Origin of the sequence: Tabrizicola sp. BL-A-41-H6, from assembly GCF_050632395.1 — a bacterium.
In the GTDB taxonomy this organism is placed as follows: Bacteria; Pseudomonadota; Alphaproteobacteria; order Rhodobacterales; family Rhodobacteraceae; genus JAUYQR01.
The window spans coordinates 86,977-103,513 of the sequence record NZ_CP192600.1 but is presented as its reverse complement, the minus strand read 5'-3'; the positions used below and the strand labels follow the sequence as shown (position 1 = coordinate 103,513).

The window sequence follows — 16,537 nt, the reverse complement described above, 5'->3', positions numbered from 1 at the left end:
GCTTATTCGCATAACAATGGCGTTTACTACCCATCGGCCCGCGCGGAAACCCTTGACGCCCTTGCCCGCCACATGAACCATGCGCCATCAATTTTCCGTCGGAAGGCATCGCGATGATGAACTGGAAACTTTCGGGCAGCACCGCGCTTGCCCTAATAGTCCTTTGCTCGGGCGCTCAGGCGCAGGTCACCCCTGAAGAGGTATGGGAAAGCTGGCAGGCGCTGGCCACCGGCGCGGGCCAGGAACTGACGGTAGCCAGCGCTGAACGCAACGGCGAAACCCTCGAAGTCACGGGCGTCGTGCTGACCTTCAAGGATGAACAGGGTGGCAGTTTCTCGGCCAACCTCGACACACTCAACTTCACCGATCAGGGCGACGGCACCGTCAAGGTCACGATGGCCGACAGCTATCCCCTGACCTTCACCTTCCCGCCGGGCGAAGAAAGCGCGCCGTCTTCGATGGCGCTCACCGTCACGCAACCCGGCCTCAGCCTGATTGCCGGCGGTTCGGCCAGCGAAACTTCGTATGATTACAGCGCCCCCTCGGTCACCATCAAACTGGACGAGGTCAAGGACAAGGACGGCAAGGTCGGCAACGTGACCGCTGATGCCGTGTTGACCGAGGTCGCCGGCACCTACAAGGTCAGCGCCCAAGGCGCGGCGACCGGCCTGCAAACCGATTTCACCGCGAAATCGGCCGCCGTCAACTTTGCCGACAAGAACGCTGAAACCTCCACCGATGTGAAGGTGGCCTTCAGCATGGCCGATCTTGCCGGTCGCTCGAACGGCACGCTTCTCGGGGCTGAAATGATGGCCAACATGGCCGCCGCCCTGAATGCAGGCTTCACAGTCGACAGCGGTTTCACCTACGGCGCGATGACCTTCACCGCCGATGTGACCGACACGACCGGGCCGACCACCTTCACCGGCGCGGCCACCGGCGGCGGCGTGACCCTTGCGATGGACAAGACCCGCGTCAACTACGGCAGCACTCTGACCGGCGCTGCGATCAAGATGTCCGGCGCGCAGATTCCGTTCCCCGAGGTGGCGCTGAACTTCGCCGAAAGCGCCTTCAACATCCTGATGCCCGCATCGAAATCCGACACCCCGCAGGACTTCGCCTTCCTGACCAAGCTGGTCGATTTCACCATCTCGGACGAGGTCTGGGGCATATTCGACCCCGCCGGGACCTTGTCGCGCGAACCCGCGACGATAATTCTCGATGCCAAGGGCACCGGCTTCTGGAAGCAGGACATCATGGACCCGAACGTCAAGATGGACGGGGTCGAGGCGCCTGGCGAACTGACCTCGCTCGATCTGACGCAAGCGCTGGTCAAGGCCGCCGGCGCCGAGGTGGCGGCCACTGGCGCCTTGACCTTCGACAACACCGATCTCGTGACCTTCCAGGGCATGCCCGCACCGACCGGCACCATCGACGTGACGATCAAGGGCGTCAACAAGCTGATCGACAACCTCATCGCCATCGGCATCCTGCCCGAAGATCAGGCGATGGGCGCGCGGATGATGCTTGGAATGTTCGCGCGTCCCGGCGCCGGGCCTGACGAACTGACCTCGACGCTTGAATTCAAGGACAAGGGCTTCTTCGCCAACGGCCAGCGGCTCCAGTAACCGCCTGCAACCGCGATAACGGCCCCGGGCAAACGTCCGGGGCCGTTTCGTTTGGCACGCCACGCTCCGGCTCCCGCTTGCACTGGCCCGTTTGCAGGACTACCTCGGACAGAATACGAAAAGGGACAGTTATGACCGACCGCCTCGCCACCCTGACTGAAGCCCTCCTTGCAGCCGCCAAGCGCGCCGGAGCCGAGGCCGCCGATGCCATCGCCGTTTCCGGCACCTCGCTGTCCATCGACATCCGCAAAGGCGCGCTCGAACAGGCCGAGCGGTCCGAAGGCACCGAAATCGGCCTTCGCGTCCTGATGGGCCGCCGTCAGGCCTGCGTGTCCGCCTCTGACATCTCCGCCGCGACCATCGCCGCCCTTGCCGAACGCGCCGTCGCAATGGCGCGCGAGGCGCCCGAAGACCCTTGCGTCGGGCTGGCCGATCCCGCCGACCTTGCGTCAAACCGCGACGCCACCGCGCTCGACCTTCTCGATCCCGCGCCCGAACCCTCCGCCGCCATGCTCGAGGCCGAGGCCCGCGCCCTCGAAACCGCCGCCCTCTCCCGCCCCGGCATCACCCAGGTCGAGGCATCCGCCGGCTTTTCCCGCCGCGAAATGCACCTCGCCGCCAGCAACGGCTTTGCCGGCGGCTACGGTCGCACCTCGCGCTCTCTCTCCGCCGTTGCCTTCACCGGATCGGGCACCGCGATGGAACGCGACTGGGCCGGCGAGTCGCGCACCCACGCCGCCGACCTGCCCGAAGCCGCCAGCATCGGCCTCCTCGCCGCCGACCGCACCCTGCAACGCCCCGGCGCTGTGCAGCCAAAGACCGGCACCTTCCCGGTCGTCTACGACGAACGCGTCGCCGCCTCGCTGGTGGGCCACCTGCTGTCCGCGATCAACGGCACCGCCATCGCCCGCGGCGCATCATGGGCGCGTGACCTTCTGGGCCAGCGTGTCCTGCCCACGGGCATGTCGCTGATCGAAGACCCGCACCGTCCCCGCATCGCCTCGTCCAAACCGTTCGACGGCGAAGGCCTGCCCACCCTCCGCCGCGCCATCATCGAAGACGGCATCCTCACCGGGTGGGTGCTTGACCTTGCCACCGCGCGCAAACTCGGCCTGCGCTCCACTGCCAACGCTTCGCGCGGGACCGGCGCGCCGCCCTCGCCCTCCACCACCAACATCGACCTTACCCAAGGCAGCGCCACCCGCGACGACCTGATCGCCGAAATGGGCACCGGCCTGCTCGTCACCTCGATGATCGGCTCCACAATCAACCCCACCACCGGCGACTATTCGCGCGGCGCCTCGGGCTTCTGGGTAGAAAACGGCCGCATCTCGCACCCCGTCCACGAATGCACCATCGCCGGCAATTTGCGCGACATGCTGGGCGCCATGATCGCCGCCAATGACGCCCGCCCCTACCTGTCGATGCGCGTTCCCTCGATCCTGGTGCGCGGGATGACCCTTGCCGGCGCATGACCTCGCCCTTCTGACCGATGCCGCACGAAAGGCCGGGCGCATCGCGCTTGGCCACTGGAAGCGCAACCCGCAGGTCTGGGACAAGGGTGTCGAACACGGCCCGGTGACCGAAGCCGACCTTGCCGTGAACGACATGCTGTACGCAACGCTACTGTCAGCGCGCCCCGACTACGGCTGGCTGTCCGAAGAAACCTCCGACACCCCCGCCCGCCTGACCTGCGAGCGTACTTTCATCATCGACCCGATCGACGGAACCCGGGCTTTCATCGCGGGCGAGGAAACCTTCGCCCACTCGCTCGCGGTTGCAACCCACGGCAAGATCACGGCGGCGGTGGTCTACCTTCCCGCGATGGACAGGCTTTACACCGCCTCCCTCACCGCCCCGCCCTTGTGCGACGGTCAGCCCATCGCTGCCAGCACCCGCGCCGACCTGACCGGCGCCGACATCCTGATTACCAAGACCACCCTCGACCCGTCGAAATGGCCCGGCGGCGTGCCCGACATCCACCGCAGCTTTCGCGCTTCGCTCGCTTACCGGCTCTGCCTCGCCGCGGAGGGCCGGCACGATGGCATGCTAACCCTGCGCGACACCTGGGAATGGGATATCGCGGCCGGCAGCCTGATCGCCGAAAAGGCCGGCGCCGTCGTCACGGATCAGCGCGGCGCGGCCCTGCACTTCAACACCGCAAATGCAAAGGCGGCAGGGGTTCTCGCCCTGCCGCCCTTACTTCATGCCGAGGCGTTGCGCCGCCTGACAGCTTAACGCTTCGGTCCCTTCGGCGGCACGAACCGCTTCGAGGTATCCTTGGCATCTGTCTTCGGCGCGGCAGGCTTGGCCCGCGCAAACGGCTTCTTGCCGTCTGCCGCGTGGCTCTTGAACCCGGCGGCCTTGCCAGCCCCCTCGCGCTTCACGAACGGCCGCGCGGCATCGCCCTTCGGCGCATAGGTGCGCTTCGGCTCGCCGCTGTCCTCACGTGGCCGGACCGGAGCGCCCTCAGCCGCATGGCTCTTGTACCCGGCAGCCCGTGCAGGCTTGCCCGCCCCCGCCTGGCTCTTGTAGCCCGCCGATTTCGGCGTTGCCTTGTCGTCCGACGCCCAGCGTGGCTTGCGGTCCACATCGGCTGCGTCACGCTTCACGTAGGGTTTAGCCGGCCCATCTTCACGCTTGGCATAAGGCTTTGCGCCAAACGGCTTTGCATCGCGCGGCGTGTAGGAAGGCTTCGCATCGCGCGGGGCATAGGGCTTCTTGTCGCCATCCTCGCGCTTGGCATAGGGCTTTGTTGCGCCCGCCGCCGCACGGGGTGCATAGGGCTTGGCCTCACGCGGAGCGTAGGGCTTGCGCTCGGCCGTCTCGCGCGGGGCATAGGGCTTCGCATCGGTAGGATCGTAGGGCTTTGCTTCACGCGGCGTGTAAGGCTTCGCCTCGGCATCCTCGCGCTTGGCAAAGGGCTTGCGCGCCGGGGCAGGGTCTGCACCCTCCTCGACCACGCGCGCAGGTTTCGCCGCATAAGCCGGCTTTTCCCGCCGCTCGGGCCGTTCAGCCCGCTCCGGCCGTGCCGAGTATGCCGGGCGCTCAGGCCGATCAAGCGACGGCTCGCCCGCCATCCGCTCCATGATCACACCCTTGTCCAGTTCGATCATCTGGCCGAACTTGTCAGCCACCGAAGCGCCGATCTGCACAAAGGTCACGTCTTCCTGCACCCGGATCGCACCGATGCCATCCTTGGCAATGCTGCCCGCGTCGCAGATCTTCGGCAACAGCCAGCGCGCTTCCGCCCGCCCTGCGCGCCCGACCGAAATGCTGAACCAGACCGAGGCGCCAAACTCGCCGCGCTCGCGCGGGGCTGAAGGGGCCGGACCCGCCTGATCCGACAGAACCTCGGGCGCAGAACGCCCCTCGCGCCACATCCGCACGAACCCGGCCGCAACCGTTTCCGGGCCAAAGCGGTTCAACAACTCCGCCGCCATCGCGCCATCTTCGCCCACGCCCGCCAGCAGGGCAGGGTGCTCCAGCATCCGCATGTCGTCCTTGGCAGTCACGTCATCCGCGCTGGGCGCAGGCCCCCACTCCGCTGTGACCTTCGCCCCTTGCAGCAACCGCTGCGCCTTCTTGAACTCCGCCGGAACAACGATCAGCGCCGAGACGCCCTTTTTCCCCGCCCGACCGGTGCGGCCAGACCGGTGCAGAAGAATCTCCGAGTTCGACGGCAGATCCGCATGGATCACCAGTTCCAGCCCCGGAAGGTCGATGCCCCGCGCGGCCACGTCGGTCGCGATACACACCCGCGCCCGCCCGTTACGCAGCGCCGACAGCGCATTCGTCCGCTCCTGCTGGCTCAACTCGCCCGAAAGCGCCACCACCTGAAACCCACGGTTGCCCATCCGGGCCATCAGGTGGTTCACGTTGGCACGGGTCTTGCAGAACACGATCGCGGTCTGCGCCTCATAGAACCGCAGCGCGTTGAAGATTGCGTGCTCCCGGTCGCGAGCCGCGACGCTCAGGGCGCGGTATTCGATGTCGACGTGCTGCCGGGCCTCGCCCTGCGCCACGATCCGCAGCGCATCGCGCTGGAAATCCTGCGCCAGCGCCGCGATTTCCTTCGGCACGGTGGCCGAAAACATCAGCGTGCGGCGATCTTCCGGCGCCTGACTCAGGATGAACTCCAGATCCTCGCGGAACCCCAGATCGAGCATCTCGTCCGCCTCGTCCAGCACCGCCGCCCGCAGGCCCGACAGATCAAGGCTCCGCCGTTCGATATGGTCGCGCAAACGACCGGGCGTACCCACGACGATATGCGCCCCACGTTCCAGCGCGCGCTTTTCGGTGCGGTAGTCCATGCCGCCCACACAGGTGGCGATCTTTGCGCCGGCTTCGGCGTAAAGCCAGTCCAGCTCCCGCGCCACCTGCAACGCCAACTCGCGAGTAGGCGCGATGATCAGCGCGCCCGGCACATCGGCGTAAAGCAGCCGCTCGTTCCCCGCCAACAGTTCCGGCGCGATGGCAAGGCCAAAGGCCACCGTCTTGCCAGACCCGGTCTGCGCCGAAACCAACAGGTCGCGCCCCTCCACGCCATCGGCCAGCACGGCCTCCTGCACAGCGGTCAGCGCTTCATAACCCTTAGCGGCCAAAGCCTGCGCCAAAGGCGCGGCCAGTTGCAATCCGTTCATGATTTTTCCCAAAGAGGGGGGCGCATTGCCCCCGGTAAAGCCAATCGTCCGTGGCCCCACCGTTCTCCATCGCACCGGGCCTCCCTGCCCGGCACATCAGAACCCTTGAAGGCCAAGCCAGCGCCCTACACGCTTTGCCAGCCCCTGTATAGCCTGCGATTTGACCTTACGCGGAAAGCCCGCCCGCCAGATCCGGCACGTCCAGCGCGCTGAACCCATAGTGGCGCAGCCACCGCAGATCGGCTTCGAAGAACGCGCGCAGATCCGGAATCCCGTATTTCAGCATCGCGATCCGGTCGATCCCCATGCCGAACGCAAAGCCCTGCCACTGCTCCGGGTCCACCCCCGCCGCCTGCAACACCTTGGGATGCACCATGCCGGACCCGAGGATTTCCATCCACTTGTCGCCCTCGCCGATCTTCAGCTGGCCACCAACGTTGGAATAGCGGATGTCGACCTCGGCCGAAGGTTCGGTAAACGGGAAATGGCTGGCGCGGAACCGCAACTCCACCTTGTCCACCTCGAAATAGGCGCGGCAGAACTCCTCCAGCACCCATTTCAGGTTCGCCATGCTGATATCGCGGTCGATCGCCAGACCCTCGACCTGATGGAACATCGGCGTATGCGTCTGGTCCATGTCCATCCGGTACACCCGCCCCGGCGCAATCACCCGGATCGGCGCGCCCTGCGCCATCAGCGCCCGGATCTGCACCGGCGAGGTATGCGTCCGCAGTACATGCGGCGGGCGGTTGTCGCCCTCGGCGCGGTGCATGAAGAACGTATCATGCTCCTGCCGCGCCGGATGCTCGGGCGGAATGTTCAGCGCATCAAAGTTGTACCAGTCGCTTTCCACCTGCGGCCCCTCGGCCACCGCAAAGCCCATGTCGGCAAAGATCGCCGTAAGCTCTTCCATCACCTGGCTGACCGGATGGACCGTCCCCTGCGGCCGCGGCCGCGCCGGCAGCGTCACGTCCAGCCACTCCGCCCGCAGCCGCTCGTCCAGCGCCGCATCGCCAAGCGCCACCTTCTTCGCCCGCAAAGCCGCGTCGATCTCGTCCTTCAGCACGTTCAGCATCGCGCCCGCCGCTTGCCGCTGGGCCGGTTCCATCTGCCCCAGATCGCGCATCTTCAGGCTGATCTCGCCCTTCTTGCCCAGCGCAGCCAGCCGCACCTCTTCCAGCCCCGCCTCATCCGAGGCCGCCGAAATCGCGGTCAGAAACCTAGCCTTGAGCGTGTCGAGCCCGTCCATGCGCGCCTCCCCGAAGAACGGGTTGGTGCTAGCGGGGAAGGCCCAATGATGCAAGGGCGGGGCGCTCAGAAGATCGACTTCCGCCCCCGGATCTCCAGAATCCGGCTCGACCGTTCCACCCGCCCGTGTCGCGACGTGATCGAGACGGGCGCCGGCTTCAGCCGCTTTTCGATCACCACAAGCGAGTCGTGAAATTGCACCATGCCCAGTTCGCGCGCCATCGGGTGCAGCGGAAACGCCTCGTCATCTTCAGTATACCACGAATGCATCCGGTCGATCAGACCCTTGGCAAAGGCGATGAAACTGCCGGGCGTGTTCAGCCCGCCGCCAAAGCCCGGCCAGTAACTCGTGTGCGTATCCTCGACGATGTAAAGCCCGCCATCGGCCAGATGCGGCCACAGCGCGACAAAGCTAGCGATCTGCTGGTGCATCTGATGCCCGCCATCGTCGACTATCATGTCGAACGGCCCGCGCGCAGCTGCCAGCTCCGCCAGAAACGCCGGATCGGCCTGATCGCCGATCCGCACCTCCGTCCCCGGCAGTTCCAGCGCCTTGCAGGCCGGGTCGATGTCCACAAAAGTCAACCGCGCCGTCGGGGCAAAGAAATTCCGCCACATCCGCAGCGAGCCGCCCTTGTAGACCCCGATTTCCAGAAACGACACCGACCGCCCCTGCCAGCCGCTCAAAAGCCGGTCATAGACGTCCAGATAATGGTCCATCTTGAACAGCGTCCGGTCGTCGGTGCGTGTCAGGAAATCGCGGAAATAGCTATGGATGGGCATGGCGAGCCTTTGTCTGTGCGCGCCAGAGCCTAGCGGTCCCGCGCCCGCAAAGGCAACGCCGGGTCTTGCTTCGGGCGTCTCCCTCTGCTTCCTGATCGCATGATCACCCGTCGATTCACCAAAGGCGATGCCCTGTCCGAAGCGGTCTATTCCGATTGTGAGCGGTATCGCTATGCGCTGTCTCGCATCTGGGCACCCGGACCCCGCGCGCTTTTCGTGATGCTGAACCCCTCCACCGCGACCGAGGTTCAGAACGACCCCACGGTCGAACGGTGCGAACGGCGCGCGCGCGTTTTGGGTTTCGGCTCGTTTGCGGTCGCCAACATCTTTGCCTTCCGCGCCACCGACCCCCGGGTGATGCGGGCTGCGGCCGATCCGGTCGGGCCTGAAAACGATGCGGCAATCCTCGCCGCTGCGACCGAGGCGGACCGCATCGTCTGCGCCTGGGGCAACCACGGCCTGCATCAGGCTCGGGGCGCTGCGGTCGAACATCTGCTGCGCAGCCTTGACCGCCCGCTTCTGCATCTGGGCCTCACCGGGGCAGGGCAGCCGAAGCATCCGCTTTACGTCGGCTACGCCCAGCAGCCCGCGCCTTGGCTGCCGTCCGCCTGACGCCGGTTGCGATCAGGCTGCCGCCGCCAGCTTGATATCGCTCAGAAACACGCTTCCGCCCGACACCACGGCCACCGGCGCGCCGTCCAGCAGGATCGTGACATGTTCTGTCTTGTCATCGGCTGACAGCGAAAGCTGCGGGTCCGGGTGAATGGCCGGATCGTAGACCACGACGATCTGGTCTTGCAGGAAGTCGTAATCTTCGATGGTGGCGACCTTGCCCTCGCTCAGCCATTCGTGCAGCGCAAACGTGTCCTCCCCCGCGCCGCCATTCGCGTGATCGCCGCCGCCGATGTCCAGCCGGTCATCGCCATCGCCGCCATTCAGGTAATCGGTGCCGCCGCCCTCGCCATCAACGCCCGACAGCGTGTCGTTACCGGCATTGCCATCAAGCGTGTCGGCCCCGCCTCCACCAACCACGATATCGCCGCCTTCGCCGCCCGCGACCCAGTCGTCGCCGTCGCCGCCCTCTAGGCTGTCGGCACCCGCTCCGCCCAGCAGCGTGTCATCGCCTGCATCCCCACTCAGGCTGTCGTCGCCCTCGTGGCCGTAAAGCTCGTCATCACCGAAATCACCGGTCGCCAGATCGTCGCCGTCCTGCCCGTGCAGGATGTCGTCACCGCCGCCGCCCGCCATGCTGTCGTCACCGTCGCCCGCCCAAAGGATATCGTTCCCCTCGTCGCCATCAAGGCTATCGTCCCCCGCCAGCGCGTCGATCTGGTCATCGCCCGCCGCACCTGCAAGCACATCATCCGCCCCGCCGCCGGTAATCAGGTCGTCGTCCTTGCTGCCGTCGGCGCGCACCGGCGCGTCGGCAGGTGTGTCGGCATCGCTCGATTCGGGCGAACGGTTGCCGTCGACGTCGTCGTCGGTCTCCGGCTCGTCCAGAAGGTAGCCGTTGTCTTGCGCCGAGGTGTCGTCTTCCGGCGGCATGTCGTCGGTGTCCTCCTCCGACGCGGGTTTGCTCGAAAGCAGCGCATCCGCCGCGACGCCGGCGAAAAGCGCACCCAGAAGACCGAAGATCGTCAACATCTTACCAACTCCTTGCCACCACGCCGAAAAACCGGGCGGGTTTGTCAGTTTCCCGTTAAGCATATGTGCTGCAAAGGAAATTTCGTGGATGTCCGGGGTAGCACGATTCGGGTTTCCGAAACCCTTGCGCAAAGCGATAGGGGTTCGGGTTTCTGCCCGGCTGGTTAGCGGAACCCTAACGCATACCCCACCGCACCCGGGCCAAACCGGATTTGCGCTTCCCTTTTGCCGATTTCGCCCCTATACGCCCGCATCCGCACCATTGCGGAGCCTCCAAGGGCCTTGCTGGACGACATCCCGGCCTGCGCCATAACCCCTGACCAAGGAGACCCCGATGTCGATCACCGTCGAAGAAAAAGCCCGTCTGATCAAGGAATACGCGACCAAAGAGAACGACACCGGCTCGCCGGAAGTTCAGGTTGCGATCCTGTCGTCGCGCATCGCCACGCTGACCGAACACTTCAAAGGCCACAAGAAGGACAACCACTCGCGTCGTGGCCTTCTGATGATGGTCGCCCAGCGCCGCAAGCTGCTGGACTACCTCAAGGACCGGGACGAAGCGCGCTACGCGTCGCTGATCTCGCGCCTCGGCCTGCGCCGCTAATCGGTCGCGAAGGTTTTCAGGAAGCGCCCGTCTCGAAAGAGGCGGGCGTTTTCCTTTGCCTCACATCGTCGAAAAATCGGCGCTGTCCGGCGTGACCTTCGACACCACCATGTTCTGAAACCGCCCGATCCCGGCAATCTTCGCCAGCTGCTTGAAGAACGCCTGCACATGCGGCCTTTGCAGATGCACGTCATGCGCGGCCTCGCTGTCAAAGCATTCGCAGACCATCACCGTCGTCGGATCCTCCCGCGTCCGCATCATCTCGAAGAACCGGCACTCCGGCTCCGCACGACAGTCTTCCAGATACCGCGTGACGATTGCGTCGAACGCCGCCTCCGCCCCTGCGTTCAGGCTCAGCCAGCCGACGATCACCTTGTTTCCCGCTTCCGGTTGCCGCATTGCACCCTCCCTGCGATCAAGGCGAGACCGGGCCCCTTCACCCTTCGCCTCGTCCTCCATCCTATCACAAAGGCGGGGCAAAGGATCGGTCCCCTTCCCAAACCCCCAGTTTTCCTGTATGCGCCCGCAATCTGTGACGTGAGGCCATGCCCCCGGCCACATGCGAAGGATTCGGGGGGCGGCGGCAATGGGGCCGCCAGATATGTCGGGACGTCAGGCCAGGGGGCCGGTCCCAGAGGAAACCAGATGTTCAAAGTGACCAAGAAATCCATCCAGTGGGGCCGTGACACGCTTACCCTGGAATCGGGAAAGATTGCCCGTCAGGCCGACGGCTCGGTGATCGCCACGCTTGGCGAAACCTCCGTCATGGCCAACGTGACCTTCGCCCGCACGCAAAAGCCGGGGCAGGACTTCTTCCCGCTGACCGTGCACTATCAGGAAAAATACTACGCAGCCGGCAAGATCCCCGGCGGCTTCTTCAAGCGTGAAGCACGCCCGTCCGAGAAAGAGACGCTGACCTCGCGCCTCATCGACCGGCCCTGCCGCCCGCTGTTCGTCGAAGGCTTCAAGAACGAAGTCCTCGTCATGGCAACCGTGCTCAGCCACGACCTTGAAAACGATCCCGACATCGTCGCGATGATCGCCGTCTCGGCCGCGCTGACGATCTCCGGCGTTCCATTCATGGGCCCGATCGGTGCAGCCCGCGTTGGTTTCACGGGAGGCGCTTATGTGCTGAACCCGACGGTGGACGACATGCAGCACCTACGTGGCAACCCTGACCAGCGGCTCGATCTGGTCGTCGCCGGCACCAAAGACGCCGTGATGATGGTCGAATCCGAAGCATATGAGCTGTCGGAAGAAGAAATGCTGGGTGCCGTGAAGTTCGGCCATGACCAGATGCAGCCGGTGATCGACCTGATCATCGACTTCGCTGAAGACTGCGCGAAAGAGCCCTTCGACTTCCAGCCAGTCGATTACTCGGCGCTTTACGCCAAGGTCAAGAAAGCCGGCGAAACCCAAATGCGCGCTGCTTTCGCGATCCGTGACAAGCAGGCCCGCACCTCGGCCATCGACGCGGCTGTTGACGCAATCAAGGCTGCCATGTCGGACGAAGACCGCGCGGACAGCAACCTCGGCCCGGCGATCAAGAAGCTCGAATCCTCGATCCTGCGCGGCGACGTCGTAAAGACCGGCATCCGCATCGACGGCCGTGACACCAAGACCGTCCGCCCGATCGTTGCCGAAACCGGCATCCTGCCGCGCACCCACGGCTCGGCCCTGTTCACCCGCGGTGAAACTCAAGGCCTCGTCGTGACCACGCTCGGCACCGGCGAAGATGAGCAGATCATCGACGCCCTGCACGGCAACTCGCGCTCCAACTTCCTGCTGCACTACAACTTCCCGCCCTACTCGGTTGGCGAAGTTGGCCGCGTGGGTTCGCCCGGTCGCCGCGAAATCGGCCACGGCAAGCTTGCTTGGCGCGCGCTGCAGGCGGTTCTGCCTGCTCCGACCGACTTCCCCTACACCATCCGCGTGGTGTCCGAGATCACCGAATCGAACGGCTCCTCGTCGATGGCATCGGTCTGCGGTGGCTCGCTTTCGATGATGGACGCGGGCGTTCCGCTGAAATCCCCGGTCGCTGGCGTCGCGATGGGTCTGATCCTCGAAGATGACGGCAAGTTTGCCGTTCTGACCGACATCCTTGGCGACGAAGACCACCTCGGCGACATGGACTTCAAGGTTGCCGGCACCGCGAACGGCATCACCTCGCTGCAGATGGACATCAAGATTGCCGGGATCACCCCCGCGATCATGGAGCAGGCATTGGCGCAAGCCAAGGACGGCCGCCTGCACATTCTGGGCGAGATGAACAAGGCGCTGTCGGCCCCGCAAGGCTTCAGCGAATACGCCCCGAAGATCGAAACCCTGCAAATCCCGACCGACAAGATCCGTGAAGTGATCGGTTCGGGCGGCAAGGTCATCCGCGAAATCGTCGAGGTTTCCGGTGCCAAGGTCGACATCAACGACGACGGCATCATCAAGATCGCCTCGAACGACGCCGACGCCATCAAGCGCGCCTACGACATGATCTGGTCGATCGTGGCTGAACCCGAAGAGGGCAAGGTCTACACCGGCAAGGTCGTGAAACTGGTCGACTTCGGCGCCTTCGTGAACTTCTTCGGCAAGCGCGATGGTCTGGTCCACGTGTCCCAGATCGCCAACAAGCGCCTGAACCACCCGAACGAACTTCTGAAGGAAGGCCAGGAGGTCAAGGTGAAGCTTCTTGGCTTCGACGATCGCGGCAAGGTGCGCCTTGGCATGAAGATGGTCGATCAGGAAACCGGCGCCGAAATCGCCGAAAAGAAAGAAGAACCAGCCGAAAGCTGATCTCTTCCCTCAAGAAAATGCAAAGGCCTCGGGGGCAACCCCGGGGCCTTTTGCATAGCGTGCGCATGACGTTCACGGATTTGTCGGGTGCGCCGCGCCCCGCCTGCCGCAAGAATGGGCGTCAGCGAAGGAACAGCGCATGACCAATACTCTCCTGACCCGCCGCCGCGTTCTTGGCACGGCACTTGCAGCGGCGCTGCCGCTGCGCGCCGTGGCGCACACGCAAAGTGCCGAAGACTGGGTGGTTCCCGATGAATACCTGCCCAGAGAGGTCCGCTTCCGCGACCCGCAAGAGGTCGGCACGATCATCGTCGACCCCGATTACTTCGAGCTTTACTGGATCACCGCGCCCCAGCAGGGCATGCTGTTCACGGTGGGTGTTGGGCGGGGCAATCTTTACGAATCCGGTCGCTTCACCGTCGGCGCCAAGAAGGAATGGCCAAGCTGGACCCCGACCAAAAGCATGATTGCCCGCGATCCCGACCATTACGCCAAATACGCCGATGGGATGCCGGGCGGCCCGAACAATCCCCTCGGCGCACGGGCGCTCTATCTGTTCGACGACGGTGGCAACGACACCTACCTCAGGATTCACGGCACACCCGAACCGTGGACAATCGCCTCAGCGGTATCGAACGGCTGCGTGCGGTTGGTGAACGACCATATCATCCAGCTTTACGAGGCGGTCGAGGTCGGCGCGCCGGTGGTGTTGTTGCCGAAGGTGGGGCAGGCCTGAAGAGTTGAAGAAGGGTTAATTCTGCAACTAACCCATTGATTCTTATAGATCGGAAAGGGTGTCCCACGGTGGGACACCCAGTCGTCAGATCACACAGGAGCCTTGGCGAACCGAAGGTAAGGCAGCTTGATGTCCAGCTCTCCAAACCGCTCCTTCGCCTGCTCATTGTTCAGCGCCAGCGCCACGATCACATCCTGCCCCGGCTGCCAGTTCGCCGGGGTCGCCAGTGGCACCCCATCCGTCGCCCTGACCGCATCCAGCGCCCGCAGTATCTCGGCAAAGTTGCGGCCCACCGACATCGGATAGGTCATCGTCAGGCGGATCTTCTTGTCCGGCCCCACGATATAGACGGTCCGAACAGTGGCCGAATGCGCCGGCGTCCGCCCCTCGGTGGGCAGGTAATAATCGGCGGGCAGCATGTCATAGGCCTTCGCGACCGTCAGCGAGCTGTCGTCGATGATCGGAAACTCCGCCGCCGCGCCGCCGAAAGCCTCGATATCGCGCTTCCACTTGCCATGATCAGTGACCGAGTCGACCGAAACGCCGATCACCTTCGTCTTGCGCTTCGCCCACTCCCCCGCCAACTGCGCCACCGCAGCGAACTCGGTCGTGCAGACCGGGGTAAAGTCGCGCGGGTGCGAAAAGATGATACCGTAGCTGTCACCCAGCCATTCATGGAACCGGATGGTCCCGGCCGTGCTTTCGGCGGTGAAGTCCGGGGCGATGTCATTGATGCGGATTGCCATGGCGTGTCTCGCTTTTGAGGTCTGTTGTGGGCTGTACATATGACAATCGCCGCACCATTTCATCCCCTCGCGGGCGTAGCCATGAAGTTGAGGATGAACTTCCCCCGACTGGAGGCGTGCGCGGAGATCCTTCTTTGCAAACCCCGCGCAACGACACGGTTCATCGGTCAGTCGAAAGTACCCGTCACCCGACCGAACAGCATGAAGGCGCGCGCGGTCCGGGTATCTGCCATGTCGGCAAGCTCGGCGTCGGTGGCGTTCTTTTCGAAGGTTGCGAAGGTCTTGTCGAAGGTGCGCAAAAAGTGGTGTGCGGCATCGCGGAACACCGGGTCTTCGCGCATCCGCCCGGCTGTGAGGGCGAGGGAAGACCGGTCACGGATACCACCAAGCGCCGCAATCGTGCGCCCGCGCTCGCCCGCGGCGAAGCGACGCCAGAGTTCCGGCCGCGACAGTTCGGGCTTCAGATCATCCATGTAAATTCCCTCCTGGCTTAGAAGGGTCAATACATCTTGTGCCGCACGGATCAGTTTAGCCACCGCGCGGTCCTCTAGCGCCAGCCGCAAAGAGCGGAAGCCTTCCTTGTCGTCGGGGGTTTCGGGAAATTGCAGGGCCCGGATGAAATCTGCCACCGACAAAGGCGCGCGCAGGTCTTCTGCCGGAGTGCCGAGGGCGAGAGCGGGCTGTTCGGCTTCGGGATCAGCCTGCGGGGTGGCGAGGGCGGCCTTGCGATCGGCAGACGGGACCGAAAGCGCATTATCGCGGCGTGTTGTGAAGGTGGCGAGCACGGTCTCGGCCTGCTTTGTTGCGGCAGCGATTTCGTCAATCTTGCGTTCCACCGACGACTTCATGCCGGAGGATTGCCCCTGCGAGGCAACGTAACTTGACCGCATCGCATCGACGGCCTGCTGCAGGCGGGCTGCTTCGGCGCGCAGTTCGCGCACTGATCGCAGGGTGATCACCACCACCCAGATCAGTGCCATCGGCAGGAACACCATGACCAGCGTCAGTACGAGTCCGACAGTGCGCGCCTCGTTGCCGGGAGGCGACAGAAGGACGTAGGCAAGGATCGACAAGACCCAGGCGAAGCAGAGGATGGTCGCGGCAATTTCCATTGTGCGACCAGTGGTTACCTGGATCGGACTGAAGGTGGGCGGTCCTGGCCCAACGTCTTTGCGGGGATCCTTGGGGAGAGGCATCGGGCAACCCGGGATCAGATGAAACGGACGGACAGGATTTCGTAGGACCGGTTGCCGCCGGGGGTTTTCACGTCGACGCTGTCGCCTTCTTCCTTGCCAATCAGGGCGCGGGCCAATGGCGAGCGGATGTTCAAGAGGCCGTTCTCGATATCGGCTTCGGTCTCGCCGACGATCTGGTAGGTCTTTTCCTCGTTGCTGTCTTCGTCGGCCAGCGTCACCGTGGCGCCAAATTTAACCGAGCCGGAAAATTTTGTGGGATCAATGACTTCGGCCAGAGAGAGAAGCCCCTCCACCTCTTTGATGCGGCCTTCGATGAAGCTCTGCTTCTCGCGCGCGGCATGATATTCGGCGTTTTCCGAAAGGTCGCCGTGTTCGCGCGCCTCGGCGATGTCGCGGATGATAGCGGGGCGATCCACGCTTTTCAGGCGTCTCAGCTCTTCATCCAGCGCGTCAAATCCGCGCCGGGTCATCGGAATCTTGTCCATCGGGCTTCCAGTCAAAAGAAGAAGTCACAGACCGGGG

15 protein-coding genes are annotated in these 16,537 nt (G+C 64.4%); 7 read left to right on the top strand and 8 right to left on the bottom strand.

Features of this window, described 5'->3' with window-relative positions; all coding sequences use genetic code 11:
• Positions 1 to 113 precede the first annotated feature (113 nt).
• From ACROUL_RS00535 to ACROUL_RS00525, 3 genes are all read left to right on the top strand, one after another.
• Positions 114 to 1,628 carry a DUF2125 domain-containing protein gene (locus ACROUL_RS00535; RefSeq protein WP_431297613.1) on the top strand — a complete coding sequence of 505 codons (1,515 nt, stop codon included), beginning with the start codon at positions 114 to 116 and terminating at the stop codon, positions 1,626 to 1,628.
• Positions 1,629 to 1,759: 131 nt separating this feature from the next.
• Positions 1,760 to 3,103, top strand: a complete 1,344-nt coding sequence (locus tag ACROUL_RS00530) for a TldD/PmbA family protein (RefSeq protein WP_431297612.1) — start codon at positions 1,760 to 1,762, stop codon at positions 3,101 to 3,103.
• Positions 3,090 to 3,866: a 3'(2'),5'-bisphosphate nucleotidase CysQ gene (locus ACROUL_RS00525; RefSeq protein WP_431297611.1), complete on the top strand. Its 777-nt coding sequence runs from the start codon at positions 3,090 to 3,092 to the stop codon at positions 3,864 to 3,866. The genes ACROUL_RS00530 and ACROUL_RS00525 overlap by 14 nt, the downstream gene beginning before the upstream one ends.
• On the opposite strand, the gene ACROUL_RS00520 is transcribed toward ACROUL_RS00525, so the two are convergent.
• The 3 genes from ACROUL_RS00520 to ACROUL_RS00510 form a co-directional block, all read right to left on the bottom strand.
• Positions 3,863 to 6,271 carry a DEAD/DEAH box helicase gene (locus ACROUL_RS00520; protein WP_431297610.1) on the bottom strand — a complete coding sequence of 803 codons (2,409 nt, stop codon included), beginning with the start codon at positions 6,269 to 6,271 and terminating at the stop codon, positions 3,863 to 3,865. The genes ACROUL_RS00525 and ACROUL_RS00520 overlap by 4 nt on opposite strands.
• A gap of 166 nt (positions 6,272 to 6,437) precedes the next feature.
• Complete coding sequence (gene pheS, locus ACROUL_RS00515) at positions 6,438 to 7,520, bottom strand: phenylalanine--tRNA ligase subunit alpha (RefSeq protein ID WP_431297609.1); 1,083 nt, start codon at positions 7,518 to 7,520, stop codon at positions 6,438 to 6,440.
• Positions 7,521 to 7,585: 65 nt separating this feature from the next.
• A complete protein-coding gene (locus ACROUL_RS00510) occupies positions 7,586 to 8,302 on the bottom strand; it encodes a class I SAM-dependent methyltransferase (RefSeq protein ID WP_431297608.1) in 717 nt (238 codons plus the stop codon).
• A 99-nt stretch (positions 8,303 to 8,401) separates the two neighbouring features.
• Here ACROUL_RS00510 and ACROUL_RS00505 point away from each other — a divergent pair, with 99 nt between their 5' ends.
• A complete protein-coding gene (locus ACROUL_RS00505; protein WP_431297607.1) occupies positions 8,402 to 8,914 on the top strand; it encodes a DUF1643 domain-containing protein in 513 nt (170 codons plus the stop codon).
• 12 nt (positions 8,915 to 8,926) lie between these two features.
• Here ACROUL_RS00505 and ACROUL_RS00500 read toward each other — a convergent pair whose 3' ends face one another.
• Positions 8,927 to 9,946 carry a calcium-binding protein gene (locus ACROUL_RS00500; RefSeq protein ID WP_431297606.1) on the bottom strand — a complete coding sequence of 340 codons (1,020 nt, stop codon included), beginning with the start codon at positions 9,944 to 9,946 and terminating at the stop codon, positions 8,927 to 8,929.
• Positions 9,947 to 10,280: 334 nt separating this feature from the next.
• Here ACROUL_RS00500 and rpsO point away from each other — a divergent pair, with 334 nt between their 5' ends.
• Positions 10,281 to 10,550, top strand: coding sequence for a 30S ribosomal protein S15 (rpsO, locus tag ACROUL_RS00495; RefSeq protein WP_431297605.1), 270 nt, complete (start codon positions 10,281 to 10,283; stop codon positions 10,548 to 10,550).
• A 60-nt stretch (positions 10,551 to 10,610) separates the two neighbouring features.
• On the opposite strand, the gene ACROUL_RS00490 is transcribed toward rpsO, so the two are convergent.
• The gene (locus tag ACROUL_RS00490; RefSeq protein ID WP_431297604.1) at positions 10,611 to 10,949 is read right to left on the bottom strand and encodes a putative quinol monooxygenase; all 339 of its coding nucleotides are present in this window, start codon (positions 10,947 to 10,949) and stop codon (positions 10,611 to 10,613) included.
• 246 nt (positions 10,950 to 11,195) lie between these two features.
• On the opposite strand from ACROUL_RS00490, the gene pnp reads away from it, so the two are divergent.
• Positions 11,196 to 13,337: a polyribonucleotide nucleotidyltransferase gene (gene pnp / locus ACROUL_RS00485; RefSeq protein WP_431297603.1), complete on the top strand. Its 2,142-nt coding sequence runs from the start codon at positions 11,196 to 11,198 to the stop codon at positions 13,335 to 13,337.
• Between the two features lie 139 nt (positions 13,338 to 13,476).
• Positions 13,477 to 14,073, top strand: a complete 597-nt coding sequence (locus ACROUL_RS00480) for a L,D-transpeptidase (RefSeq protein WP_431297602.1) — start codon at positions 13,477 to 13,479, stop codon at positions 14,071 to 14,073.
• Between the two features lie 89 nt (positions 14,074 to 14,162).
• Here ACROUL_RS00480 and ACROUL_RS00475 read toward each other — a convergent pair whose 3' ends face one another.
• The 3 genes from ACROUL_RS00475 to greA form a co-directional block, all read right to left on the bottom strand.
• A complete protein-coding gene (locus ACROUL_RS00475) occupies positions 14,163 to 14,819 on the bottom strand; it encodes a peroxiredoxin (RefSeq protein ID WP_431297601.1) in 657 nt (218 codons plus the stop codon).
• A 167-nt stretch (positions 14,820 to 14,986) separates the two neighbouring features.
• A complete protein-coding gene (locus ACROUL_RS00470; RefSeq protein ID WP_431297600.1) occupies positions 14,987 to 15,931 on the bottom strand; it encodes a hypothetical protein in 945 nt (314 codons plus the stop codon).
• A 98-nt stretch (positions 15,932 to 16,029) separates the two neighbouring features.
• On the bottom strand, positions 16,030 to 16,500 hold the full coding sequence (gene greA, locus ACROUL_RS00465; protein ID WP_431297599.1) for a transcription elongation factor GreA: 471 nt from the start codon (positions 16,498 to 16,500) through the stop codon (positions 16,030 to 16,032).
• Positions 16,501 to 16,537 lie beyond the last annotated feature (37 nt).

What these genes read in the sequence shown, in the direction of transcription:
- ACROUL_RS00530 (WP_431297612.1), top strand. Translation starts at nt 1,760, where the DNA reads ATGACCGACCGCCTCGCCACCCTGACTGAAGCCCTCCTTGCAGCCGCC.
- ACROUL_RS00490 (WP_431297604.1), bottom strand. Translation starts at nt 10,949, where the DNA reads ATGCGGCAACCGGAAGCGGGAAACAAGGTGATCGTCGGCTGGCTGAGC.
- ACROUL_RS00475 (WP_431297601.1), bottom strand. Translation starts at nt 14,819, where the DNA reads ATGGCAATCCGCATCAATGACATCGCCCCGGACTTCACCGCCGAAAGC.
- ACROUL_RS00500 (WP_431297606.1), bottom strand. Translation starts at nt 9,946, where the DNA reads ATGTTGACGATCTTCGGTCTTCTGGGTGCGCTTTTCGCCGGCGTCGCG.
- greA (WP_431297599.1), bottom strand. Translation starts at nt 16,500, where the DNA reads ATGGACAAGATTCCGATGACCCGGCGCGGATTTGACGCGCTGGATGAA.
- ACROUL_RS00505 (WP_431297607.1), top strand. Translation starts at nt 8,402, where the DNA reads ATGATCACCCGTCGATTCACCAAAGGCGATGCCCTGTCCGAAGCGGTC.
- ACROUL_RS00510 (WP_431297608.1), bottom strand. Translation starts at nt 8,302, where the DNA reads ATGCCCATCCATAGCTATTTCCGCGATTTCCTGACACGCACCGACGAC.
- pheS (WP_431297609.1), bottom strand. Translation starts at nt 7,520, where the DNA reads ATGGACGGGCTCGACACGCTCAAGGCTAGGTTTCTGACCGCGATTTCG.
- ACROUL_RS00470 (WP_431297600.1), bottom strand. Translation starts at nt 15,931, where the DNA reads ATGGAAATTGCCGCGACCATCCTCTGCTTCGCCTGGGTCTTGTCGATC.
- ACROUL_RS00480 (WP_431297602.1), top strand. Translation starts at nt 13,477, where the DNA reads ATGACCAATACTCTCCTGACCCGCCGCCGCGTTCTTGGCACGGCACTT.
- pnp (WP_431297603.1), top strand. Translation starts at nt 11,196, where the DNA reads ATGTTCAAAGTGACCAAGAAATCCATCCAGTGGGGCCGTGACACGCTT.
- ACROUL_RS00535 (WP_431297613.1), top strand. Translation starts at nt 114, where the DNA reads ATGATGAACTGGAAACTTTCGGGCAGCACCGCGCTTGCCCTAATAGTC.
- ACROUL_RS00520 (WP_431297610.1), bottom strand. Translation starts at nt 6,271, where the DNA reads ATGAACGGATTGCAACTGGCCGCGCCTTTGGCGCAGGCTTTGGCCGCT.
- rpsO (WP_431297605.1), top strand. Translation starts at nt 10,281, where the DNA reads ATGTCGATCACCGTCGAAGAAAAAGCCCGTCTGATCAAGGAATACGCG.